The sequence below is a fragment of the Streptomyces sp. NPDC025651 genome (assembly GCF_055558735.1).
Genome location: NZ_JBVHLZ010000011.1, coordinates 94,146 through 114,523, shown reverse-complemented (window position 1 = coordinate 114,523; position 20,378 = coordinate 94,146). Strand labels below are relative to the sequence as shown.

Here is a 20,378-nt window from a genome sequence, read left to right as displayed (position 1 = left end):
CCCGCTTGAAGGAGCCCAAGAGCCGTGGCCTCCGCCTCCTACCCCCACCTGCGCCTCGACGCCGACGCCCTCGACCGCAACATCCGGGCCATGGCCGACTGGTGCAGGACCCATGACGTGGCGCTCGCTCCCCACGTCAAGACGACGATGTCCGCCCCCGTCGTCGAACGGCAGATCACGGCCGGCGCGGTCGGCGTCACCGTCGCCACGGTCGACCAGGTCGCGACCGTGCTCGACTGGGGGCACAGCGATGTCCTCGTCGCCAACGAGGTCGTGGACCCGTACGGTCTCGCCCGGCTGCGCGCCTGGCTCGCGGCCGACCCGCGGCGACGGATCCGCTGCTTCGTCGACTCCGCGGCGGGGGTGGTCGCGGCGCACCAGGTGTTCGACGGGCAGGGCCCCGCCCTCGAACTCCTCCTGGACGTCGGCGCACCCGGCGGCCGCACAGGACTCCGCGACGCCCGGCAGGCTCGCCGCGTCGCGGAGCTGGTCCGGGCCGCTCCCGGGCTCCGCCTCGTGGGAGTCGCCGGGTACGAGGGGGTCGCGCCCAACACCCGGGACGACGAGACCCTCGCGGCGGTGGACGAGCACTGCCGCGGCGTCCGCGACACGTACCTGAAGGTCGCGGACCTCTTCGAGACCGACCGGCCCGTGTACTCGATGGGCGGCTCGGCCTTTCCCGACCGCGTGGTGGCCTTCCTGCCGACCGAGGCCGACGTCCCCGGCACGGTCCGGCTGCTCCGGTCCGGCTGCTACGTCACGCACGACCACGGCGTCTACGCCCGCATGAGCCCGGTCCCCGGCCTCGTCCCCGCGCTGACCGTGCGCGCGGTCGTCGTGTCGGTCCCCGAGATCGGCACCGCCGTCGTGGGAGCCGGGAAACGCGATCTTCCCTACGATGCCGACGCACCGGCCCTCCTGTCCGCCCGCGCCGCGAACGGGCAGCCCAAGCCGGCCGTCGGCGGACGCGTGCGCGCGCTGTACGACCACCACACGGTCCTGTCCGACGCCCGCGGCCTCGAAGTGACCGACGTCGTCGAGTTCGGGCTCTCGCATCCGTGCTCGGCGTTCGACCGGTGGCCCGCCTACCTCGTCACCGACGCGCGGGGCGAGGTGGTCGACGTGTGGCGCACCGACTTCGGGCGGTCGTCGATCGACCCTGACGGGTAGCCCCGTCCGCGTCAGGGCACGAGGGCGTGTTCGGTGAACCGGCCGCAGGAGCGGAAGCCCAGGCGGCGGTAGACGGGCTCGCCGTCCGCCGACGCCTGCAGGACCGCGATGCGGTGGCCGTGGTCGCGGGCCGCGTGGAGGGCGGCGAGGGTGATGGCGCCGCCGTAGCCGCGGCGGCGGTCGGCGGCCAGGGTGCAGATGTCGTAGATCCCCGCGACGCCAGCGTGGCGGAAGGTCTCGGCCGTGCAGACCGGGCGGTCCTCCACGTACCCGACCAGGTAGTGGGCCGGGCAGTCGGCGGCCGGCGCCTGCGGGGCCGCCCGGTCGAAGAAGCGGCGGACGGTGTCGGCGGGCGGGTCCCAGTTGGCGGCCAGGACGGCGGCGTAGTCGGCGAGTTGCTCCGGCGTGGTCACCGGACGGATGTCCAGCCCCCTCCGCGTGCGCGGGCGGCAGGCCCTCGGTCAGCTCGGCCCACATGGCCGCCTCGTGTTCGGAGACGGGCAGACCAGCGGCCGCCAGACGCTCGCTCAGATCCCCCGGCGCGGACGCGGGTCCGACCCACCACGAGAACGTACGCCCGGTGGCGGCGAGCGTCCGGACCGTCCCGGCGATCCGTGCCGGGGCGCTGTCCGGGGTGAAACGTGCGGTGGCGACGGTGTTGAAGGTGTCGTCGTCGAGGCCGCTGTCGGCGACCAGGAGGTCGTCGGTCGCCGTGACGGTCGCGCCCCGCATCCGCCGGTGCAGGTGGCAGGCGTGCTCGGCCAGGTTCTGTTCCATCCTGGCGGGCAGGTCGCCTTCGGCGGAATCCGGTGCGGCGAGGCCAGGCCCGGTGAGATCCGGGCCGGTGAGGTCCGGGCCCTTCACGGGGTTCGTCGGGTCCATGGGCCTTGATTGTCCCGGACGTCCCCCAGTCGGCCGGACAGCACCCCGCGCCCCTCTTTCGTGCGTTTCTCGGCTCCGGACCAATCCGGCCCCGCCTCTCGCTCCGAATCACCGGTGAACGGAACCGGTGAGCCGTCCGGGCCCTGGCGCGGCGGCACGAGGAAGACCACGGGAGTGGTCGACGAGGGAGTCACATGAGGTCGGCGGAGACTGCCCGCGCCACGCCGCCCCCGCCTCCGAGAGCGGACCTGGACGCGCTGCTCACCGAGGTGGCCCGGGGCGACCAGGGCTCCTTCAGCAGGGTGTACGACGCGGTCAGCGGGCCGGTGCTCGGTCTCGTGCGCAGCGTCCTGCGCGACCCGGCGCAGTCGGAGGAGGTCACCCAGGAGGTGCTGATCGAGGTCTGGCGGACCGCGGCGCGGTTCCGCCCGGAGAAGGGCAGCGCCATGACGTGGGTGATGACCCTGGCCCATCGGCGTGCCGTGGACCGGGTGCGCTCCGCGCAGGCGCGTGCCGAGCGCGAGCACAAGGCGGCGCTCCTCGACCGCACACCCGCGTACGACGACGTGATCGAACAGGTCGAGGCGCGCCTGGAGCGGCAGCGCGTACGCCGTTGTCTGCGCGCCCTGACCGAGCTGCAGCGCGAGGCGGTGACGCTCGCCTACTACCGGGGGCTCACCTACCGCGAGGTCGCCCAGCTCCTGACCCTCCCTTTGGGGACCGTGAAGACCCGGCTGCGCGACGGTCTCATCCGGCTGCGCGACTGTCTGGGAGTGAACGCATGACCGCCGCGGATCTGCACACCTGCACCGGCGCCTACGTCCTGCACGCGCTCGCGCCCGACGAGCGCACGGAGTTCGAACGGCACCTGGCCGACTGCCCGGCCTGCACCCAGGAAGTACGGGAGTTGGCGGCGACCGCCGGGCACCTCGGCCTGGCCGTCGCCACCCAGCCGCCCCCGCGCATGAAGGACCAGGTGATGGCGCGGATCGCCGGGGTGCGGCAGGAACCGCCCCTGGTGCCGCGGCGCGGCGGGGTCCGTGCATGGCCTCGTCCGCTGCCGCGGCTGGCGCTCGCGGCCTGTCTGGCCGCGGCGACGGCCCTGGGCGGCACCGCGGTGTGGCAGCACCGGTCGGCCGAGGAGGCCAGGCAGCAGGCCCAGCGCGCCGAGCGGCAGGCGGAGTCGCTGGCCGCCGTGCTCGCTGCGCCCGACGCCCGGACCACCACCGGCAGGCTCGGCGGCGACGCGACGGCCACGGTCGTCGTCTCGCGGGCCAGGGACCGGGCGGCCGTCCTGGTGTCGGGTCTGCCGAGGCCCGCCGACGGCACGGTGTACCAACTGTGGTTCGACGACGGCGGGAAGAAGATGCGGTCCGCAGGCTTCCTGCGTGACTCCGGCGGCGAGAGCGCCACGCTCCTGGACGGCCCCGTCGACGGCGCGTCCGGCATGGGCGTCACCGTCGAGCCCACGGGCGGCTCCGCGCGGCCGACGACCGCTCCGCTCGCCCTGCTGACCTTCCCGACCTGACCTCCGGCTCTGTCCTCCAGGACGCCGCCAGCTCCTCCCTGACCTGCGCCGGAGCGCGGCACCGCCCCCCGATCGAGTGAACGACCAAGCCGCATCCCCCTCGGCTCCGAATCATCGCCGTGAGCACAAGAGGGCACTCAGCGATCAGAGGCACCATGGCCGCGTTCGGCGGCCTGTTGTCCGGGGCCGCCGCGCTGGCCGTCGCGGAACTCGTCTCCACGGCGTTCGGGGCGGGCGCGAGTCCGGTCACGGCCGTCGGCGGCGCGGTCATCGACCGCACCCCGGCCGCGGTGAAGGACTGGGCGGTCCGCCGGTTCGGCACCGACGACAAGTTGGTGCTGCAGCTGGGCATCCTCGCGGCGCTCGCCCTGTTCGCCGTGGCCCTGGGGCTGCTGTCCCCTCGCCATCGGCGCACCGCTTCGGCCGGGGTCCTGCTCATCGGCGCGGTCGGCGCCCTCGCCGCGACCGGACGGCCGGACGCGAGCGGAGGACAGGACGCCGTGCCGTCGCTGTGCGGAGCGGTCGTGGGGGCGGGTGTGCTGTACGTCCTCTCCGGCCGTCTCGCCCGGCAGCCGTCCCCCGCGACGGACGACGGCAGCCCTTCGGATGCGGGCGTCGGCGGCAGAGGCCTCGTCCGCGAAGGCTCCGACCACGGAGACTTCGACCACGGAGACTTCGACCGCAGAGGCTTCGTCCTCGCCGGCGCGGGTGTGGCTGTCGCCTCCGCCGGGGCCTGGCTGCTCGGCCGCCGCCTCGACGCGAACAGCGCGGCCGACGCCAAGGCATCGCGGGCCGCGGTCCGCCTGCCCGAACCGGCCTCGCCCGCCCCTCGGCTGCCACGCGGCGTGGACCTCCGGGTCCGTGGCGTGGCGCCCTTCACCACCCCGAACCGCGACTTCTACCGCGTGGACACCGCGCTCCGCGTCCCGCGCCTCGATGCCGCGGACTGGCGGATGCGTCTGCACGGAAAGGGCGTGGGGAAGCCGCTCGCGCTCGGCTTCCAGGACCTTCTGCGGCGCCGCCTCGTCGAGCGGGACATCACCTTGACCTGCGTCTCCAACGAAGTCGGCGGCCCTTACGTGAGCTCCGCCCGCTGGCTCGGCGTACGCCTGGACGAGTTGTTGCGCGAGGCCGGGGTGGCGCCGCCGTCCGAGGGCGGTCCGGCCGACCAGCTGGTGGCCCGCTCCGTCGACGGCATGACCATCGGGACCCCCGTGGAGGCCGTGATGGACGGCAGGGACGCGATGCTCGCCGTCGCCATGAACGGCGAGCCGCTCCCCTTCGAGCACGGCTTCCCCGTCCGGATGGTCGTCCCCGGCCTCTACGGCTATGTGTCGGCGTGCAAGTGGATCCAGGACATCGAGCTGACGACGTTCGACGCGTACGACGCCTACTGGGTGAAGCGCGACTGGGCGCGCGAGGCGCCGGTCAAGACCCAGTCCCGTATCGACACCCCCAAGCCCTTCGCCTCCCCGAAGGCCGGGAAGGTCACCGTCGCCGGTGTGGCCTGGGCCCAGCGCCGGGGCATCGCGCGCGTCGAGGTCCGCGTCGACGACGGGCCGTGGCAGACGGCCCGGCTCGCCGCCGAGGGGTCCGTCGACACCTGGCGGCAGTGGAGTTGGGAGTGGTCGGCGCCGCCCGGCGCCCACACCCTCCAGGTCCGCGCCACCGACCGGAGCGGCGCCACGCAGACCGCCGAGCGCACCCGGACCATCCCGGACGGCGCGTCCGGACGGCACTCGGTGGTGGTCCGCGTGACCTGACCCGCTCCTCTTCCTCAGCTCTCTCCCTCACCCCCCCGTCCGCGAACTCGCGGACACCGGCCCCTTCATGAGGTTCACGGGGCCGCCCAACCAAGGAGAAGACCATGAACACCACACTCCATGTCCGCCGCGTCGCCGCCGCCACGACGGCCGTGCTCGCGCTGTCGCTCTCGCTGGTCGCGTGTTCCGACGACAGCGGCAAGGACAAGGCCGCGGGATCCGCCGGCCGGAGCGGGTCGAGCGAATCGGCCGGGTCCGGCGAGGCCGACGACGCGACCACCACGGACGAGCCCTTCGGCCCGGCCTGCTCCTCCGTCCCCAAGGAGGGCGCGGGCAGCTTCGACGGCATGGCCAAGGACCCCGTCGCCACCGCCGCGTCGAACAACCCGGCGCTGTCGACCCTGGTCACCGCGGTCAAGAAGGCGGGCCTGGTCGACACCCTCAACAACGCGGAGAACATCACGGTGTTCGCGCCCACCAACGACGCCTTCGCCAAGATCCCGAAGGCCGACCTCGACAAGGTCCTCGACGACAAGGAGCAGCTCACCAAGGTGCTGACCTACCACGTGGTCGGCCAGAAGCTGACCCCGAAACAGCTTGAGGACGGCTCCTACGAGACGTTGGAGAAGAGCAAGGTGACCACGTCCGGATCCGGTGAGTCGTACGAGGTGAACGACTCCGCGAAGGTCGTGTGCGGCAACGTCCCGACCGCCAACGCCACCGTCCACATCATCGACACCGTCCTGATGCCCACGATGTGAGGGGCGGGCCGGCCCCGGACGCGCAGGGAGCGCGCCCGGGGCCGGATCCTTGAGGACCTGTCAGGAGTGGGCGCCCGGGGCGTTCAGGCGGGCACCACGGCGACCGGGCACTGCGCGTGCAGCAGGACCGCGTTGGCCGCCGAGCCCACGAGGAACGAGTCGGCGTTCACGCGGCGGCGGTGGCGGCCCACCACCAGCAGGTCCGCGGTCTGCGAGGCGACGACGAGGCGGCCCGCCGCGTCGGCCGCGGTGACCACCTGGTCGACGGCCACGTCGGCGTAGCGCTCGGTGAAGGGGCGCAGTCTCTCGTCCTGACGCTGCGTCAACTCCTTCTCCACGCGCGGGCTTTCGGCCCCGCCCGCCGCATCGGCGTATCCGCCCATGAGCGCCAGCGTGGAGAGCGGTACGGGGTACGTGGTGATCGCCTGCAGCCGGGCGCCCCTGCGCCGTGCCTCCTCGAACGCGAACTCCACGGTGGCGTCGCTCGTCTCGTCGGGAGCCAGCCCGAGCGCGACCCGGCCGAACATGCCCGCGGCCTCGACCGCCTCGGTCCGTGCCGCGTGCGGCACGACGACCACGGGGCAGGCCGCCCGTGCGGTGCACGCCCGGCTGACGGAGCCGAGCAGCAGACTCGCGAAGCCCCCGCGCCCTCGTGAACCGAGCACCAGGAGCTGTGCCTCGTCGCTCAGCGACACCAGCGTGGAGGTCGGGCTCCCGTCGACCGTGGTGTAGCGCACGGACGGCAGGTCCTTGCGCCCTTCGAGCGACTCCTGCACGGCGGCGAGGACCGGGACCTGTTCGAGCGGCGGCATGGCGAGCGGGGAGCCCGGCATGGGAAGAGCCTTGACGTGGTCGGCCCTGACGTGGACCACGAGCAGCTCCGCTTCCCGGCTCCGGGCCGCCTCCAGCGCCCATTCGAGAGCCTTGAGGCTGTGGTCGGATCCGTCGACTGCGGTGATGACCGGAAGGCTGTTCATGATCCCCATCCTGCGCTCGCCGAGGGCCCGACGGCAGGGACGAAAGGCCCGAACGGACGAAAGCAGGCCTGGGGCCCGGCCACACCCGCCGCGCGGCAGGGCCGGACCTCCGACGCGGAGAGCCCTGTCGCGGGTGAGTCGCTGCGCCGATTCCCTGCCTGCGCTGACTAGGGGTTCCCGGTGGAGTCCGGGTGGCCGGTCGCGTAAGCCAGCGGTGGCGCGATGGCCTGGGCGTCGGCTCCTTCGCCGACCCACAGGCCGATGAAGAGCGCGGCGGTCGCCTCCAGGAGTCCTGCGCGATCGAGGCCACCGCCCGCCGCGGGCTCGCAGCCCGCGTCCCGTACCAACGCGCGTACGTGCGCGAGTGCCGCCTCGTCGTCCCCGCAGACCGGGACGACCAGCCGCCGCCCGTCGAAGCGGGGCGGCGCCATGCGCCACACGTCCTCGTGGCAGAGGTTGAACGCCTTCACCACATGGGCTTCCGGTGCCGCCGCGGCCAGCCGCCGCGCGGCCGAGGGGCCTCCTTGTGTCAGCAGCCGGAAGCCCGGCCCGACCGGGTTGGAGCAGTCGATCAGCGCCTTGCCGCCCAGGGACTCACGCAGGTCCCGCGCCACGTCCGCCCCGGCGCCGTAGGGCAGCGCGGCGAGCACGACCTCCCCGAACTCGGCCGCCGTACGCAGGCCGACGGGCTCCGCGCCGCCCCCGATGCGCCGCGCGAGCCGCTGCGCCTTGCGCATGTCCCGTCCCCCGACGGCCACTTCGTGCCCGGCCCGCGCCCAGTGGGTGGCGAGCGCGTCCGCCATGTTGCCCGTGCCCAGTACGCCGATTCTCATCACGCATTCCCTCCCAGGAAACACCCGTGTCCAGGGGCTGCCCGGATCCCGCGGCCGCCCGGATCCGGGAACCGCTCGGATCGATGACAACGACGCTAGAGATCCCGTCAGGCACCATTTGGTACGTGACCACTGACGCCTTCCTCGCCGACTGCCGCGCCCGCCTCGCCTTCGACCTGCTCTCCAACACCTGGAACGCCGTGGTGATATGGGCGCTGCGCGACGGCGCCAGGCGCCCGGTCGACCTGCGCGAACAGATCGGCGGGATCAGCTCCAAGGTCCTGACCGAGACGCTGCGGCGCCTGCGGTTCAACGGCCTCGTCGAACGCCAGGCACATCCCGGAAGGACCGGGAAGACCGGATCGACCGGGACGGCAGCGCGGGTCGAGTACCGGCTCACCGACCTGGGCCGCACCCTGCTGGCCCCGATCGACGCGTTCGGCGCGTGGGCCTTCGAGCACGGCGATGAGGTCATGGCCGCCCAGGAAGCGGACGGCGGGCGGCAGCGAAAGTAGAGACGCACGGAGATTGCGAGGTACGAGGTGTCGCTGGGACTGGCGGTGGAGCCGCACGGGCAGGGCTGGACGCAGCTGGCGGAGTTCGGGGTGGCCCTCGTGCTGTCCGGGGCCATCGGCGTCGAGCGGGAGATCCGGCAGAAGGCCGCGGGGCTGCGGACGTACACCACGGTCGGGGTGGGCGCCGCGCTGTTCACGCTGGTGAGCAAGTACGGCTTCAGCGATGTCCTGCAGAGCGGCACGGTGTCCCTCGACCCGTCACGGATGGCCGCCCAGATCGTCTCGGGGCTCGGCTTCATCGGCGCGGGCGTGATCTTCGTGCAGCGAGGGTCGGTGCGGGGGCTCACCACCGCCGCGACGATCTGGCTGACGGCCGCCGTCGGTTCGGCCGCCGCTGCCGGACTGCCGGTCCTCGCCACGCTGGCGACCGCGGCCTACTTCCTTGTCGCGTACGGGATCCGGCCGCTGGCCCATCGGCTGCCCGCGCTGCGCTCGGCGCCCGCGGAGTTCCGGGTCACCTGCCTCTCGCGCCCCGGCCTGCTGCACGATCTCGTCGAGCAGTGCGAACGCGCCGGGTTCTCCGTGGCGGGACTGCGCAGCGACCCGGCCGTCCCCGCGTACGACGCCGCGCGCGATCAGGAGCGTACGACGGAGGTGGTCGTCTCCGTCGTGGGGCGGGCCGATCCGAGCGCCCTGACCGCGGGCCTCGCCGGCGTCCAGGGCGTGCTGGCCTGCCACCGCGACGCGTCCCGCGACGAATGACGCCGGGCGCCTGACGGCTCTCGGACAACCGGCGCTCCTCTCAGGCAGCCGAGGGACCGCGGTACTCCAGCGCCAGGACGTCGGCCAGGTCGCGCAGGCACTCCTCGAAGACGGGCTCCATGTCGGAGTAGGCGAAGTCCAGCTGGTGCAGGACCTCCATGCACAGCAGGCCGTACAGCCGGGTCCAGCACTTCAGGAAGACGTGGGCCGCCTCGGGCGGCAGCCGCCCTTCGATGGCGGCCGAGTAGGTGGCCAGTTGGTCGCGCAGGGACTCGGGGAGCTCGGCCGGGCGCGGCACGGGGAAGGGCCGTGTCCGCCACAGTTCGACCGTCAGCTCGAGCAGGACCTGTTCGAAGCGCAGCGCCGCCTGGTGCCGTACCGAGTCCGGCTCACGGTCGGACGGAGTGATGGGCGCGGCGAAGATCCAGCCGAACTCGGCCGGGTGGTCGACCGCCCAGGCGCGCATGGCACGGCAGACCACGAGGATCCGCTCGTCGATCGGCGCCTCGGCGCGGGCGTCGCGGGCCTTCTCCATCGCGGCGGCCAGTTCGCGGAAGAAGTCGGCGGTCACCGCGCCGACCAACTGATCGTGCCCGGCGTAGTAGTGGTACAGGGCCGGGCCGCTCATGCCCACCTGTCGGGCGACCGCGTTGACGGTGACCGCGGCAGGCCCCTTCTCGACCAGCAGCGTGCGCGCGGCCGCGTGGATCTCCTCCAGGGTGGCCTGGCGCAGCCTCTCTCGTCGGCTGATCGTGCGTGCGGACATCGTCGCCCCTCTCCTTGCTCCCTCGACGTTCCTCAGAGATCTTCGACGATCTTCGGAGCCGTTGACATCCTAGATCACCTATGTTTGCTTAATGGCTCTAGAACTTCTAGAGCTACTAAGGAGCAAAGATGGAGTTTCGCTGGTGGATCCTGTCGGTGGCCGTCCTGCCGGTGGTGGCCGTGTGGTGGTGGTTCTCCCGGTCCGCGCACGTGCGCAGGGGCCTGCAGGAACCGCATCGGAACGGGACGGAGTCCTGAGATGCGGCGGACGCGTACGGAAACAGCGCCGGTCCCGGCACGGACGACGGCACAGGGGGACTCGGCGATGAAGGCAACCGTCGTGGGCGGCGGCATCGGCGGGCTGGCCGCGGCGGTCGCCCTCCATCAGCGGGGCTGGCGGGTCGAAGTCCTCGAACGGGCCCCTGAGTTCACGGAGGTCGGCGCGGGCCTCTCCGTCCAGCCCAACGGCCTGCGGGCACTGGACGAACTGGGTCTGGGCCACCGCCTGCGCGCCGACGGGCTCACCGACCCGGTCGCGGGCATCCGCAACGCCAACGGGAGTTGGCTGATCCGCAACGACATCGCCGATCTCAAACGCCGGTACGGGTCATGGGCTACGGTGCACCGCGCCGACCTGATCGACCTGCTGCGCGAGGCGCTGCCCGCCCAGGCGCTGCGGTCCGGCATCGACGTCCACGACGTACGGCCCGACGGCACGGTGATCCACAGCGCCGGTTCCTCGACGGCCGACCTGGTGGTGGGCGCCGACGGCGTGCACAGCGTGACGCGCCGGTCCCTGTGGCCGCGCCTGCCGGGACCGCGCTATGTCGGCTACACCACCTGGCGGTTCATCGTTCCGCCGTATCCGCTGGAAGGGAGCGTGGAAACCTGGGGCAGGGGCGAGCGGTTCGGCCAGGTGCCGATGCCCGACGGCCGCGTCTACTGCTACGTGATGGCCAACGCCCCGGCGGACTCGCGCACCACGCTGGAGGAGCTGCGCGCACGGTTCACCCACTGGCACGACCCCATACCCGCCCTGCTGCGCTCCGCGCACCCGAACGCCGTGCTGCAACACGACACGCATGAACTGCCCAAGCTGCGCAGCTACGTTCGCGGCAGGGCCGCCGTCCTCGGCGACGCCGCCCACGCCATGACCCCCAACCTCGGCCAAGGCGCCTGCCAGGCACTCGAAGACGCCGTGACGCTCGCGGCCGCCGTCGACACACACGGCGTACCCGCGGGCCTCGATGCCTACGACCGGTCCCGCCGCCCACGCACCCAGATGATCGCCCGCCGTTCCCGCCAGGTCGGCTCTCCCGCGCACTGGACGTCCACCCCGCTGACGGCCCTGCGCGACGCGGCGCTCCCGCTCCTGCCCAGCACGCTCTTCGAACGCTCACTGGCACCCACGTACACCTGGACGGCGACGTAGACGACTGCTCGTCCCTCAGCCGGGTGGCCACCGGCCCGGCCGTCCGGCCCCGGACGGCCGGGGCAGGTCACGTCAGGTCGAGGAAGCTCCACCGGGCGTCCGGCCGGGCACCGCTCAGCCACTTGCCGCAGTTCTGGAGTACGACCGGGCTCGACGTGATGTGCTGCGTGCCCGTCCCGAGGTCGCGCAGGAAGCGGTCGACCGGCCCGCGGCGGATCGCCGCCGAGCCGGCCCAGCGGTGTACGGCGCGGCCCACCTCGGACACGGTCGAGGTCGTGTGGTTCAGGGCGAGACGGATCAGGGTGTCCTGCTCCGTGCTCGGCAACTCACCTTGGTCCAGGGCCTGTTCGACTTCCCGCCAGACGTCGTTCACCCAGGCCCTGGCCGCCCGAAGCCTGGCCTCCGCCGTCGCGTACTCGGCGTGGAACTGGGAGGTGTCGACCGCGGCGCCCCGCGAACCGGTCCGCGCCGCGGCGACCCGCTTCAGCTCGTCCAGGAGCCGCCGGCCGACGCCCAGGGCCCAGCCCGTGTGTCCGATCGCCGACATGTTGACCAGGCCGAGGCGGTAGACGGCGCCGCCGTTGACCGGGGTGTCCGTGGTCGCGACGTAGGTGTACTCGTGCGGCACGTACACATCGGTGCAGTGGTAGTCGACGCTGTGTGTCGCGCGCAGCCCGAGCACGTCCCAGTTGCCGTCCAGGGTCACCTGCGACTTCGGCATCGCGAGGACCCGCAGCTCACCGGTGCCCTCGACCTGGATCGCGCTGTGGATGTGGGTGGCGTGCGCCATTCCGGAGGCGAACTGCCACTGGCCGCTCACCCGGTAGCCGCCCTCCACGGGGACGGCCCGGCCGGGGCGCGTGCCGTGCCCGGAGAGCAGCGCGTACTTCCCGTTCGGCACGTCGGGGAACAGTTCGGCCGCCGCGTCCCCGGCGAGGTACGCGGCGGTGGTCCCGGTCATCATCTGCAGCGCGAACATGGTCCACCCTGCCGCGGCGTCGTGGTAGCTCACCCGCTCCGCCGTCTCGATCAGCTGCCGCGGCGCGAACTCGTGTCCGCCGAGGCTCAGCGGGAGCTCGGCCCGGACGACCCCCGTGTCCAGCAGCGCCCGCGCCGTGTCCTCCGGCAGCCTCCCCAGCTCCTCGGCGGCATCGGCCCCTTCATCGAGCGTCCCGCCGAGCGCGTCGATCCGCTCCAGCACCGCCGCCAGTTCCGCACTGACATGCAGCCGGCCCTTGTCCCCCATGAAGTCCCTCTCCTTGCGGCCTGTCTCCCGATCGTCTCACGCACCGGCCCGGCGGCCCGGTCCAAAGGCTCCAACCAGCCGACGCCGTACGGCTGTTGAAGCCGGAACGCGTACACCGACGCCCTGGCCCCACCGGGCTCAGCGGTAAATCGCGTGCCTCCGCGGGACGCGCGCGTTATCGTCGGCCTCATGAACGTCACCGGCCCATGCACCACCGCGACCGCGCGAGCGACCAGCTCGCCGGTTGCCGCCGCCTGACGTACCCCTTTCCCATCGGCGACCGGAAACGGCCCGCCGATGGTCTCCGGGCTCCTCGCCCCGATTCCGGTGATCGTGCGCATCCGTTCTCCGGCGCCTCCCGTGTCCTGTACGCGAAGGAGCCGTCCCATGAACAACGAGGACACCGTCCGCACGTTCGTCGAGTACTTCGAGGAGCGCGGACACCACCGCACCACCGGCTCGACGCTGCTTCCGCCGCCCGGTGACCCCGTGCTCTTCACCACCTCCGGAATGCACCCCCTCACCCCGTACCTGGAGGGGCGCCCGCATCCCCTGGGCAGTCGGCTGGTGAACGTGCAGCGCTGCCTGCGCACCACCGATCTGGAGGAAGTCGGCGACCCCACCCATCTGACCGTGTTCGAGATGCTCGGCACCTGGTCCCTCGGCGACTACGAAGGCCCGCAGAGCCTCCGCTGGGGGTACGAGCTGCTCACCGAGGGGTTCGGCATCGATCCGGGCCTGCTGCACGCCACGGTCTTCGGCGGGGACGACCACGTCGGACCGGACACGGCCTCCCTGGAGGTGTGGCAGGAGTGCGGCGTTCCCGTGGAGCTCACCGTCGAGGACAACTGGTGGTCCAACGGCCCGACCGGCCCGTGCGGCCCCGACTCGGAGTTCTTCCTGTGGACCGGTGACACCCCGCCGCAGTCGACGCCCACCCACGACGACCGCTGGGTGGAGGTGTGGAACCACGTGATGATGCGCCACCGCCGGCTCCCCGACGGTTCACTCGTACCGCTCCCCCAGCGCAACGTCGACACCGGCCTCGGCCTGGAGCGGCTGACCTCGCTCCTGCAGGGGAAGACGTCGGTGTTCCACTGCGACGTCTTCGCCCCCTGGCGCCGCCTCGTGCCGGTGCTGTGGCCGCTCGACGAACCCTCCCTGCGGCTGGTCAGCGACCATCTGCGCTCGGCCATGGTGGTGATCGGCGACGGGGTACGGCCGTCCAACACCGGTCGCGGCTACGTCCTGCGCCGACTGGTGCGACGCGTCCTCACCGTCCTGTGGCGCGACGACCCCTCGCGCGGACTCGGGGACCTGCCGGACGAGTTGCTCCTGCACACCCGCGACCACTTCCGTCAGGAGACCGATCCGGATGACGTACGGCGGGTGCTGCGGGACGAGGAGACGCGGTTCAGGCGGCTCCTGGAGCGCGGTCGGCAGGTGCTGGCCCGGCCGCGGTTCCGTGGCCCGCTGGGCGAGGACGACTTCCACTATCTCCACGACACCCACGGGCTGCCGCGCGACCTCGTCCTGAGCCTGCGGGCCGCCTGACGGTTCTCCCGGTTCCGCCGGGCCGGACTGGTCGGTGCGGGCGCGTGGTCCGGCTCGGCGCCTTCATCGCCGACAGGCCGTAGCGGACGCCTCAGGCGTCGGTGCGCTCCACCGGAATCCAGAGTTCGGCCTCCGCCTGCTTCCCGTCCGGCGACACCTGTGTACGCAGGATCTCGGGCCCCGGCCGACTCTGGTACGGGTTGGCGGGGAACCACTGCGTGAACACGTCCCGCCACAGGTGCTGGAGCGCCTGAGGGAACGGCCCGGAGCTCTCGAAGACGGCCCAGGACCCCGCAGGAACGCTGAGCGCGTCCATGTCCTCGGGAACCTCGGCCCCGCTCACCACGCCGTGGTAGTAGTCGAGTTCGGTGCCCTCCGCCCGGCTCGGGTCGAGGTCGTCGCTCACGGCGACGATGCCCTTCGGCTCCTGGTCGGACAGCGCGGCGACGCGCTGCAGCGTCTCTTGGCCGATGCTCCGGATGAAGTCGGCGATCGCCGGGTTCATCCCCTCGTGGACGAGCGGGACGCGGGCCTTCTTGCCGACCACGCGGAACGGCTCCTTGTCCACGACGCGGTAGCGCATGCTGCCGCTCCCTTCCACGATGAGACGGAAAGACATGCGCGGCTGGGAGCACAGAGCCGCACCGGTGCGCCTGGCCTCGCCGGGGCCCACGCCGTGCACGGCGCGGAACGCGCGGGCGAACGCCTCGCCCGAGGTGTAGCCGTAGCGCACCGCGATCTCCAGCAGCGTCCGCTCCCCCGCGAGCACCTCGGCGCCCGCGACGGTGAGCCGCCTGCGCCTGATGTACTCCGACAGCGGCACACCGGCCAGCGCGGAGAACATGCGCCGGAAGTGGTACTCCGACGTCATGGCGATCCGCGCCAGCTCGGACACCTCGATCCGGTCGTCGAGGTGCGACTCGATGTGTTCCAGGGCGCGGTTGAGCTGCTCGAGCACTCCCGTCTCCTTTCCTCGGGCGGCCGGGTCCGTCAGGACGCCTTCGGCGGGACGAGACTGCGCTCGGCGCCGAGGCTGGTGGTGGTGTCGGCGTAGAGCGTGACCTCGCCGTCGCTCCAGCGCACGATCAGGTCGTCGGGGCGGCCGTTGGCCGTGTAGGTGCCCGCCGTCATCGCCTGGGCGTGCTTCCACAGGGCGTTCGGCCCCTGCATCCGCGTCTCCTTGCCGATGCCAGCCTTGCTCACGCCCTGGTGGAGTGTGCGCGCGCCGTCGGCCCAGCGGACGATGATGTCGCCGTTGCCGTTCCCGACGAACGCGCCGCCGGCGAGCAGCCCGGCCTTCTTCCACGTGGCGTTCGGTGACTGGAGTCTGGTCTCCTTCAGGAAGCCGCGCCCGTCCACGTCGCCGTAGAGACTCACCTCGCCGTCGGCCCAGCGCACGACCACGTCGTCGGTCCGGTCGTTGCCGCCGAAGCGGCCCGCGGTGATCCGGTCGGCGTGCTTCCAGGTGGAGCCGGGACTCGCGAGCTTGATCTCCTTGCCGAAGCCGGAGGTGGTCACGTCCGGGTACAACGTGACCTCCCCGTCGGACCAGCGCACCATCAGATCGGAGAGGGCGTTGCCGGTGAAGTCGCCGCCGGTGATCGTCGTGGCGCGCTTCCAGGTGCCGTTGGGCGCCTTGAGACGGCGCTCGCCGGTGAAGCCGCCGCGCCCGTCACCGGGGTGGAGGGTGACCTCGCCGTCGGCCCACACCACGATCATGTCGGCCTTGCCGTCACCCGTGTAGTCGCCGGAGGCCAGCCGCTTGGCGTGCTGCCACGTCTCCCCGGTGCCGAGGCTCTTGGGCAGCGGGCGCCGCTTGACCGTGGCGACGTTCTTGACGGTGTCGTCGTAGAGCTTGAAGACCTCGTCGTCGTAGTACGGCGCGTACGAGACGGCGTCGGTGGTTCCGCCGCCGCCCATGCCGCCGAGGTTGCCGACGACCTGCCCCGTCTTGGTCCTCTCGTCGAAGTTCATCAGCCACGGGCTGCCGGAGGTGCCGCCGAAGAAGCCGCGGCACGCCATGCGCAGCTGCTTGTACCCGGCAAGGCGGGTGGTCTTCGCCCTGCACTTGATCGCCTGGTCCTTGGGCGCGTTCCTGGCCGACGGGTAGCCGATGACGGTGACCCATACGCGATAACTAGGCGTACGCGTCAGCTTGTTGGCACCGGTGATCTCCTCTACCTGACGGCCGCGCCTGTCGGGCTTGAGGGTCGCGAAGCCGAAGTCGAGATCCGAGCCGGGCCCCTGATCGGTGTGCCGAGGGTCCTTGAAGAACCGGTCGACGGCCCAGATCCCGTGGGGCTGCTGGGCGGCGGGCTTGCCCGTGCGGTACTGGGGCACGAAGGCGTGCTTGCTGCCGGGGGCGCAGTGCGCGGCCGTGAGGATCACATTGCCCTTGGGGCTGTGCACCACACTGGCCGTGCAGCTGTGCGCCTTCATGCCCTTGTCGACGAAGTACAGCACGCCGATCGTCTTGGATCCGGCGTAGCCCGTCTGCGCAGTCGGGACGGTCGCGGCAGCCGGAGCAGCCACCGCCGCGCCGGAGGAGCGGGCGTCCCGCTTCTCTCCGGCGCGACCGGCGTTCAATTCCTCGCCTTTCGGTGGCTGTTCACCGCGGTGGTCGAGCGCGCCACGCCCGGAAGCGTTCTTCATTGCGGCGTCCGCGCTCTGAGGAGCGGCCTCCTTGGCGGGCCGCACCGGCGTCGCCGACTCCATACGACCGGCGGTCCAGAACTGCTTCGCGTCCTGGGCCGTCCATTCCCCGCGCGTCTTTGCGGGAACGGACCTGATGGTGGCTCCATCGTCCTTTGCCGGTTCCTTTGCGGGCGTCGCGGCAGAGGCGTTGGCCGCCACGACAACGAGGAATCCGCCGCCCACCCCCACGGCGACGGAACGGGCCCAACGAGATATGCGCACAACTACCTTTCAACTGCTGGTCGCACAGTGATCCGAATGGTCCTGGTGGTCAGCTGCGATCGAAAACCCCAGGGTGAGTCCGGAGGTCGGGCCGGTGCCCACAAATCCCCCCGAGTATCCCCCTGCGTAGGATCACAACGAATGGCTCCCGCGACCGGAGGGAACTCCGGATACCCGAACCCGAGGACTGACTGCACCTTATGCCACACATACGCGCCGCAGCAGTTGGGGCCATCGCTCTCACCGTTTCGCTCACGGCTGTTCCAAGTGCCGTCGCCGGTCCGGGTGATAGTGGCACGGTGACGGTCACACCGAGTTCGGCGCGCCCCGGCGAGCGGGTCAAGCTGTACACGGTGAATCCGGAACTCGACGGCGAAGCGACGCTGCAATCGGAGGCGTTCGCAGAGGCGGTGGAACTGAAGTCCACAGGCAAGGTCTCGTTCGAGACGCACGCCAGAATCCGCTGTGCCGCCCGTCCCGGCACCTACACCGTCCGTTTCACCGAACCGGTGCTTCCCGGCGAGAGCACGCAGGCCGGAAAGGTGACCGTCGAAGCGGGTGGTCCGGTCGACGGCGCCAAGTGCGGCGGCAAGGCCGGCAGGGCGGGCGACAGCGACAGCGACAGCGATGGATCGCACGCCATGACCATCGGTATCACCGCAGGAGCGGTCGCCCTGGCCGCCACCGGCGCCTTCTTCTGCGTACGGCGCTGGCGCCGCCGCACGTGAGGGTGCGTCGGAAGAACCCGGCGAGCTCCACCGAGCCCCCGTCACCGCTCCCGGACATCCTGCGCGCTCCTGCCCTCGTCGGCCCGCACGAAGGGACGGTTGAGATGCGCCGTGGCCAGCAGGGCCCCGTGCCGCCCGGCCTCCGTGAGCAGTCGCTCCCTGCTGTTCCGGGCCGCGGCCTTGTCCCGTTCGAAGGCGTAGGCCACCGCCGGGTCCGACAGTTGGACGGCGTGCGCCAGGACGTCCCCCGTGACCATGATCCGCCGCGAGCCGCCCTCCACGAGGACCGACTGGTGCCCGGCCGTGTGACCGGGCGTCGGGACGAGGGTCACCGCACCGCTCCGGCCCTGGCCGCCCCCGCCGCCCAACAGCCGCGTCCGCCCGTCGACCTCCTGCAGCAGCCCGGCTGTCCGCAACGGAGCGACCACGTACGACATCGCGCTGTCGCCCTCCCCCAACGAGGCCACCTCGCGACGCTGGACGATGTGACGGGCCCCAGGGAACATCGGTGTCCCGTCCGGCCCCACCGCCCAGCCGTAGTGGTCTTCGTGCAGATGGGTCAGGACGACCGTGTCCACGTCGCCGACACCGATTCCGGCCTCCCCGAGCACCTCCGGCAGGTGGCCAGGAACGGGCGCCCACCCCGACGCGGGGCTGCCCGCGGGGCCGATCCCCGTGTCCACCAGCGTCACGCGACCGCCCGGCCTGCGGATCGCGTAGCAACGAAAGTCCAACTCCCAGGTGCCGCCCGGCCCGAACGCCTCCGGGTCGATGCGCCGCGCCCGCTCCCAGGCGGCCTCCGTGGCTCCGGTGAAGTGATCCTGGCGCTTGCCGGGAAACGGCCCGTGCGCGTCCAACAGCGCGAGCACCTCGAACGCCCCCGCCGCTCCCCGAAGCACGTCCCGTCGATCCCACCCGCTCATCGGTGCCCTCCTCGGCCTTCCTCCGTGAGTTCCTCGTACGAGAGGCTGCCGGGCAACCACGCGACGGCGCTTGTAAGTTCTTGCTCACTGCGCGGGGCCGAGCGCAAGGCCGCCGAAGGCCGCTGAGAACGGGGAACGGGCACGGAGAAGCGGGCGCCGGAGAACCGGGCGCGGATAGGAAGTGAGCGCGCTCATGCCAGTGGAACGGCAGACCTTCCTCCGCACCGACGACATCCTCCTGGCGGACGGTGGAACACCTCGGCAGCGAGCAGCAGTTCGCGCACCCGTGCGGCGACGACGTCTACACGGAGATCGTCCTGTCCGAGCCGCAGGTGGCCGCGCTGCTGGGCGGTGATCCGACCGTGCCCGAGGGCCTGGTGTTCACGACGCCTCGGCTCACCCTGGCCCACCGCCTCCTGCTCACCCGCGCGCGGACGGCGGCGGACGCCTTCGAACTGACCGAGCGCACCACGGCGGTCGCCGCCCGCGTCCTCTCCCAACTGGTCCCGGCCCGCGTCGCGAGCGGCCACCCCCGCTCTGCCACGAGGCGGCGCCGCCTCGTCGACGACACCCGCGCCGCCCTGGGCGCCGCTGCCACCCAGAACCCGGGCACCGGCGCCGCCCAGAGCCTGGGCTCCCTCGCCCGTGCCGTCGGCTGCTCACCGCACCACCTCAGCCGCGTCTTCAGCACGGAGACCGGCGCCACCCTCACCCGCTACCGCAACCGGCTCCGCCTCGCCCGCGCCCTGGAGCGCCTCGCCGAAGGCGAGCGCGACCTGGCCCTCCTCGCCCACGACCTGGGTTTCAGCGACCAGTCCCACCTCACCCACGCCCTGCGCCGCGGAACGGGCCATCCCCCGGGCCGGCTGCGTACGCTGCTGGGCCCGCCCCCCTGACGGGTTCCGTCGTAGGCTGAACCTCCCGGGTGACGGACAGGAGGCAGCGGTGGCCGAGACCGCGTTGGCCGAGGTGACGGCCGAGCTGGCCGACCTCGAGGACCCCAAGGCGCGTGCCGTGAACGAGAAGCACGGCGACGACCACGGCGTGCACCTCGGCAAGCTGCGCGCGCTCGCGAAGCGCCTCGGGACGCAGCAGGACCTCGCGCGCGAGCTCTGGGAGACCGATGACACCGCGGCGAAACTCCTCGCGCTCCTGATCTGCCGCCCGAAGGGGTTCGGACGCGACGAGCTGGACGGCATGCTCCGTCAGGCGCGCACCCCCAAGGTGCACGACTGGCTCGTGAGCCACGTGGTGAAGAAGAACCCGCACGCGGAGGAGTTGCGCGTGGCCTGGTCCGCCGATCCCGACCCCGTGGTGGCGAGCGCCGGCTGGGCACTGACCACCGAACGCGTGGCCAGGAAGCCCGAGGGCCTCGACCTCGCCGGGCTCCTCGACGTCATCGAGGCGGAGATGAAGGACGCCCCGGACCGACTGCAGTGGGCGATGAACCACTGTCTGGCCCAGATCGGCATCGACCACGCCGAGTACCGCACCCGCGCGATCGACGTCGGCGAGCGCCTGGAGGTCCTCAAGGACTACCCGACGTCCCCGGGCTGCACGTCTCCGTTCGCACCCACCTGGATCACGGAGATGGTGCGCCGACAGCGCGACACGTAGCAGACT

20 protein-coding genes and 1 pseudogene are annotated in these 20,378 nt (G+C 72.2%); 13 read left to right on the top strand and 8 right to left on the bottom strand.

The genetic code is table 11. From position 1 onward, the window contains the following. The first annotated feature begins 24 nt into the window (after nt 1–24). Nucleotides 25–1,170 (top strand): alanine racemase, encoded by a 1,146-nt coding sequence (locus tag ACZ4D5_RS32955; RefSeq protein ID WP_467776134.1) that lies wholly within the window; start codon nt 25–27, stop codon nt 1,168–1,170. Between the two features lie 11 nt (nt 1,171–1,181). Here the strand turns inward: ACZ4D5_RS32955 and ACZ4D5_RS32950 are convergent. Then, a pseudogene (locus ACZ4D5_RS32950) lies at nt 1,182–1,947 on the bottom strand (GNAT family N-acetyltransferase). A gap of 299 nt (nt 1,948–2,246) precedes the next feature. Between ACZ4D5_RS32950 and ACZ4D5_RS32945 the strand changes: the two are divergent. The 4 genes from ACZ4D5_RS32945 to ACZ4D5_RS32930 all read left to right on the top strand — a co-directional run bounded on the left by ACZ4D5_RS32945 (nt 2,247) and on the right by ACZ4D5_RS32930 (nt 6,104). Then, on the top strand, nt 2,247–2,837 hold the full coding sequence (locus ACZ4D5_RS32945; protein WP_467776133.1) for a sigma-70 family RNA polymerase sigma factor: 591 nt from the start codon (nt 2,247–2,249) through the stop codon (nt 2,835–2,837). Continuing rightward, nucleotides 2,834–3,580, top strand: a complete 747-nt coding sequence (locus ACZ4D5_RS32940) for an anti-sigma factor (protein ID WP_467776132.1) — start codon at nt 2,834–2,836, stop codon at nt 3,578–3,580. Before ACZ4D5_RS32945 ends, ACZ4D5_RS32940 begins: the two co-directional genes overlap by 4 nt. Before the next feature lie 155 nt (nt 3,581–3,735). After that, a complete protein-coding gene (locus ACZ4D5_RS32935) occupies nt 3,736–5,343 on the top strand; it encodes a molybdopterin-dependent oxidoreductase (RefSeq protein ID WP_467776131.1) in 1,608 nt (535 codons plus the stop codon). 104 nt (nt 5,344–5,447) lie between these two features. Further along, the gene (locus tag ACZ4D5_RS32930; protein WP_467776130.1) at nt 5,448–6,104 is read left to right on the top strand and encodes a fasciclin domain-containing protein; all 657 of its coding nucleotides are present in this window, start codon (nt 5,448–5,450) and stop codon (nt 6,102–6,104) included. 83 nt (nt 6,105–6,187) lie between these two features. On the opposite strand, the gene ACZ4D5_RS32925 is transcribed toward ACZ4D5_RS32930, so the two are convergent. Together ACZ4D5_RS32925 and ACZ4D5_RS32920 are read right to left on the bottom strand one after the other, a co-directional pair. Continuing rightward, on the bottom strand, nt 6,188–7,081 hold the full coding sequence (locus tag ACZ4D5_RS32925) for a universal stress protein (RefSeq protein ID WP_467776129.1): 894 nt from the start codon (nt 7,079–7,081) through the stop codon (nt 6,188–6,190). Nucleotides 7,082–7,248: 167 nt separating this feature from the next. Then, nucleotides 7,249–7,914, bottom strand: coding sequence for an NADPH-dependent F420 reductase (locus ACZ4D5_RS32920; protein WP_467776128.1), 666 nt, complete (start codon nt 7,912–7,914; stop codon nt 7,249–7,251). Between the two features lie 125 nt (nt 7,915–8,039). On the opposite strand from ACZ4D5_RS32920, the gene ACZ4D5_RS32915 reads away from it, so the two are divergent. Beyond that, nucleotides 8,040–8,429, top strand: a complete 390-nt coding sequence (locus ACZ4D5_RS32915; protein WP_467776127.1) for a winged helix-turn-helix transcriptional regulator — start codon at nt 8,040–8,042, stop codon at nt 8,427–8,429. A 27-nt stretch (nt 8,430–8,456) separates the two neighbouring features. After that, the gene (locus tag ACZ4D5_RS32910; RefSeq protein ID WP_467776126.1) at nt 8,457–9,191 is read left to right on the top strand and encodes an MgtC/SapB family protein; all 735 of its coding nucleotides are present in this window, start codon (nt 8,457–8,459) and stop codon (nt 9,189–9,191) included. A 40-nt stretch (nt 9,192–9,231) separates the two neighbouring features. Here ACZ4D5_RS32910 and ACZ4D5_RS32905 read toward each other — a convergent pair whose 3' ends face one another. Further along, nucleotides 9,232–9,957 carry a TetR/AcrR family transcriptional regulator gene (locus tag ACZ4D5_RS32905; RefSeq protein ID WP_467776125.1) on the bottom strand — a complete coding sequence of 242 codons (726 nt, stop codon included), beginning with the start codon at nt 9,955–9,957 and terminating at the stop codon, nt 9,232–9,234. Nucleotides 9,958–10,085: 128 nt separating this feature from the next. On the opposite strand from ACZ4D5_RS32905, the gene ACZ4D5_RS32900 reads away from it, so the two are divergent. Continuing rightward, nucleotides 10,086–10,214, top strand: coding sequence for a hypothetical protein (locus ACZ4D5_RS32900; RefSeq protein ID WP_467776124.1), 129 nt, complete (start codon nt 10,086–10,088; stop codon nt 10,212–10,214). Nucleotides 10,215–10,281: 67 nt separating this feature from the next. After that, the gene (locus ACZ4D5_RS32895) at nt 10,282–11,388 is read left to right on the top strand and encodes an FAD-dependent monooxygenase (RefSeq protein WP_467776123.1); all 1,107 of its coding nucleotides are present in this window, start codon (nt 10,282–10,284) and stop codon (nt 11,386–11,388) included. A gap of 67 nt (nt 11,389–11,455) precedes the next feature. Here ACZ4D5_RS32895 and ACZ4D5_RS32890 read toward each other — a convergent pair whose 3' ends face one another. Further along, complete coding sequence (locus ACZ4D5_RS32890; RefSeq protein ID WP_467776122.1) at nt 11,456–12,634, bottom strand: acyl-CoA dehydrogenase family protein; 1,179 nt, start codon at nt 12,632–12,634, stop codon at nt 11,456–11,458. Between the two features lie 387 nt (nt 12,635–13,021). Between ACZ4D5_RS32890 and ACZ4D5_RS32885 the strand changes: the two genes are divergently transcribed. Beyond that, nucleotides 13,022–14,188 carry an alanine--tRNA ligase-related protein gene (locus ACZ4D5_RS32885; protein ID WP_467776121.1) on the top strand — a complete coding sequence of 389 codons (1,167 nt, stop codon included), beginning with the start codon at nt 13,022–13,024 and terminating at the stop codon, nt 14,186–14,188. A 91-nt stretch (nt 14,189–14,279) separates the two neighbouring features. Here ACZ4D5_RS32885 and ACZ4D5_RS32880 read toward each other — a convergent pair whose 3' ends face one another. Both ACZ4D5_RS32880 and ACZ4D5_RS32875 read right to left on the bottom strand, forming a co-directional pair. After that, nucleotides 14,280–15,146, bottom strand: coding sequence for an AraC family transcriptional regulator (locus ACZ4D5_RS32880; protein WP_467776120.1), 867 nt, complete (start codon nt 15,144–15,146; stop codon nt 14,280–14,282). A gap of 32 nt (nt 15,147–15,178) precedes the next feature. Continuing rightward, on the bottom strand, nt 15,179–16,840 hold the full coding sequence (locus ACZ4D5_RS32875) for a trypsin-like serine peptidase (RefSeq protein ID WP_467776119.1): 1,662 nt from the start codon (nt 16,838–16,840) through the stop codon (nt 15,179–15,181). A 563-nt stretch (nt 16,841–17,403) separates the two neighbouring features. On the opposite strand from ACZ4D5_RS32875, the gene ACZ4D5_RS32870 reads away from it, so the two are divergent. Next, on the top strand, nt 17,404–17,832 hold the full coding sequence (locus ACZ4D5_RS32870; protein ID WP_467776118.1) for a hypothetical protein: 429 nt from the start codon (nt 17,404–17,406) through the stop codon (nt 17,830–17,832). 41 nt (nt 17,833–17,873) lie between these two features. Here the strand turns inward: ACZ4D5_RS32870 and ACZ4D5_RS32865 are convergent, their stop codons facing one another. Continuing rightward, on the bottom strand, nt 17,874–18,755 hold the full coding sequence (locus ACZ4D5_RS32865) for an MBL fold metallo-hydrolase (protein ID WP_467776117.1): 882 nt from the start codon (nt 18,753–18,755) through the stop codon (nt 17,874–17,876). Between the two features lie 248 nt (nt 18,756–19,003). Here ACZ4D5_RS32865 and ACZ4D5_RS32860 point away from each other — a divergent pair, with 248 nt between their 5' ends. Further along, nucleotides 19,004–19,651: a helix-turn-helix transcriptional regulator gene (locus ACZ4D5_RS32860; protein ID WP_467776116.1), complete on the top strand. Its 648-nt coding sequence runs from the start codon at nt 19,004–19,006 to the stop codon at nt 19,649–19,651. 49 nt (nt 19,652–19,700) lie between these two features. Further along, nucleotides 19,701–20,372 (top strand): DNA alkylation repair protein, encoded by a 672-nt coding sequence (locus ACZ4D5_RS32855; RefSeq protein ID WP_467776115.1) that lies wholly within the window; start codon nt 19,701–19,703, stop codon nt 20,370–20,372. Nucleotides 20,373–20,378 lie beyond the last annotated feature (6 nt).

What these genes read in the sequence shown, in the direction of transcription:
- ACZ4D5_RS32925 (WP_467776129.1), bottom strand. Translation starts at nt 7,081, where the DNA reads ATGAACAGCCTTCCGGTCATCACCGCAGTCGACGGATCCGACCACAGC.
- ACZ4D5_RS32935 (WP_467776131.1), top strand. Translation starts at nt 3,736, where the DNA reads ATGGCCGCGTTCGGCGGCCTGTTGTCCGGGGCCGCCGCGCTGGCCGTC.
- ACZ4D5_RS32865 (WP_467776117.1), bottom strand. Translation starts at nt 18,755, where the DNA reads ATGAGCGGGTGGGATCGACGGGACGTGCTTCGGGGAGCGGCGGGGGCG.
- ACZ4D5_RS32885 (WP_467776121.1), top strand. Translation starts at nt 13,022, where the DNA reads ATGAACAACGAGGACACCGTCCGCACGTTCGTCGAGTACTTCGAGGAG.
- ACZ4D5_RS32900 (WP_467776124.1), top strand. Translation starts at nt 10,086, where the DNA reads ATGGAGTTTCGCTGGTGGATCCTGTCGGTGGCCGTCCTGCCGGTGGTG.
- ACZ4D5_RS32920 (WP_467776128.1), bottom strand. Translation starts at nt 7,914, where the DNA reads ATGAGAATCGGCGTACTGGGCACGGGCAACATGGCGGACGCGCTCGCC.
- ACZ4D5_RS32895 (WP_467776123.1), top strand. Translation starts at nt 10,282, where the DNA reads ATGAAGGCAACCGTCGTGGGCGGCGGCATCGGCGGGCTGGCCGCGGCG.
- ACZ4D5_RS32875 (WP_467776119.1), bottom strand. Translation starts at nt 16,840, where the DNA reads ATGAAGAACGCTTCCGGGCGTGGCGCGCTCGACCACCGCGGTGAACAG.
- ACZ4D5_RS32930 (WP_467776130.1), top strand. Translation starts at nt 5,448, where the DNA reads ATGAACACCACACTCCATGTCCGCCGCGTCGCCGCCGCCACGACGGCC.
- ACZ4D5_RS32945 (WP_467776133.1), top strand. Translation starts at nt 2,247, where the DNA reads ATGAGGTCGGCGGAGACTGCCCGCGCCACGCCGCCCCCGCCTCCGAGA.
- ACZ4D5_RS32890 (WP_467776122.1), bottom strand. Translation starts at nt 12,634, where the DNA reads ATGGGGGACAAGGGCCGGCTGCATGTCAGTGCGGAACTGGCGGCGGTG.
- ACZ4D5_RS32940 (WP_467776132.1), top strand. Translation starts at nt 2,834, where the DNA reads ATGACCGCCGCGGATCTGCACACCTGCACCGGCGCCTACGTCCTGCAC.
- ACZ4D5_RS32905 (WP_467776125.1), bottom strand. Translation starts at nt 9,957, where the DNA reads ATGTCCGCACGCACGATCAGCCGACGAGAGAGGCTGCGCCAGGCCACC.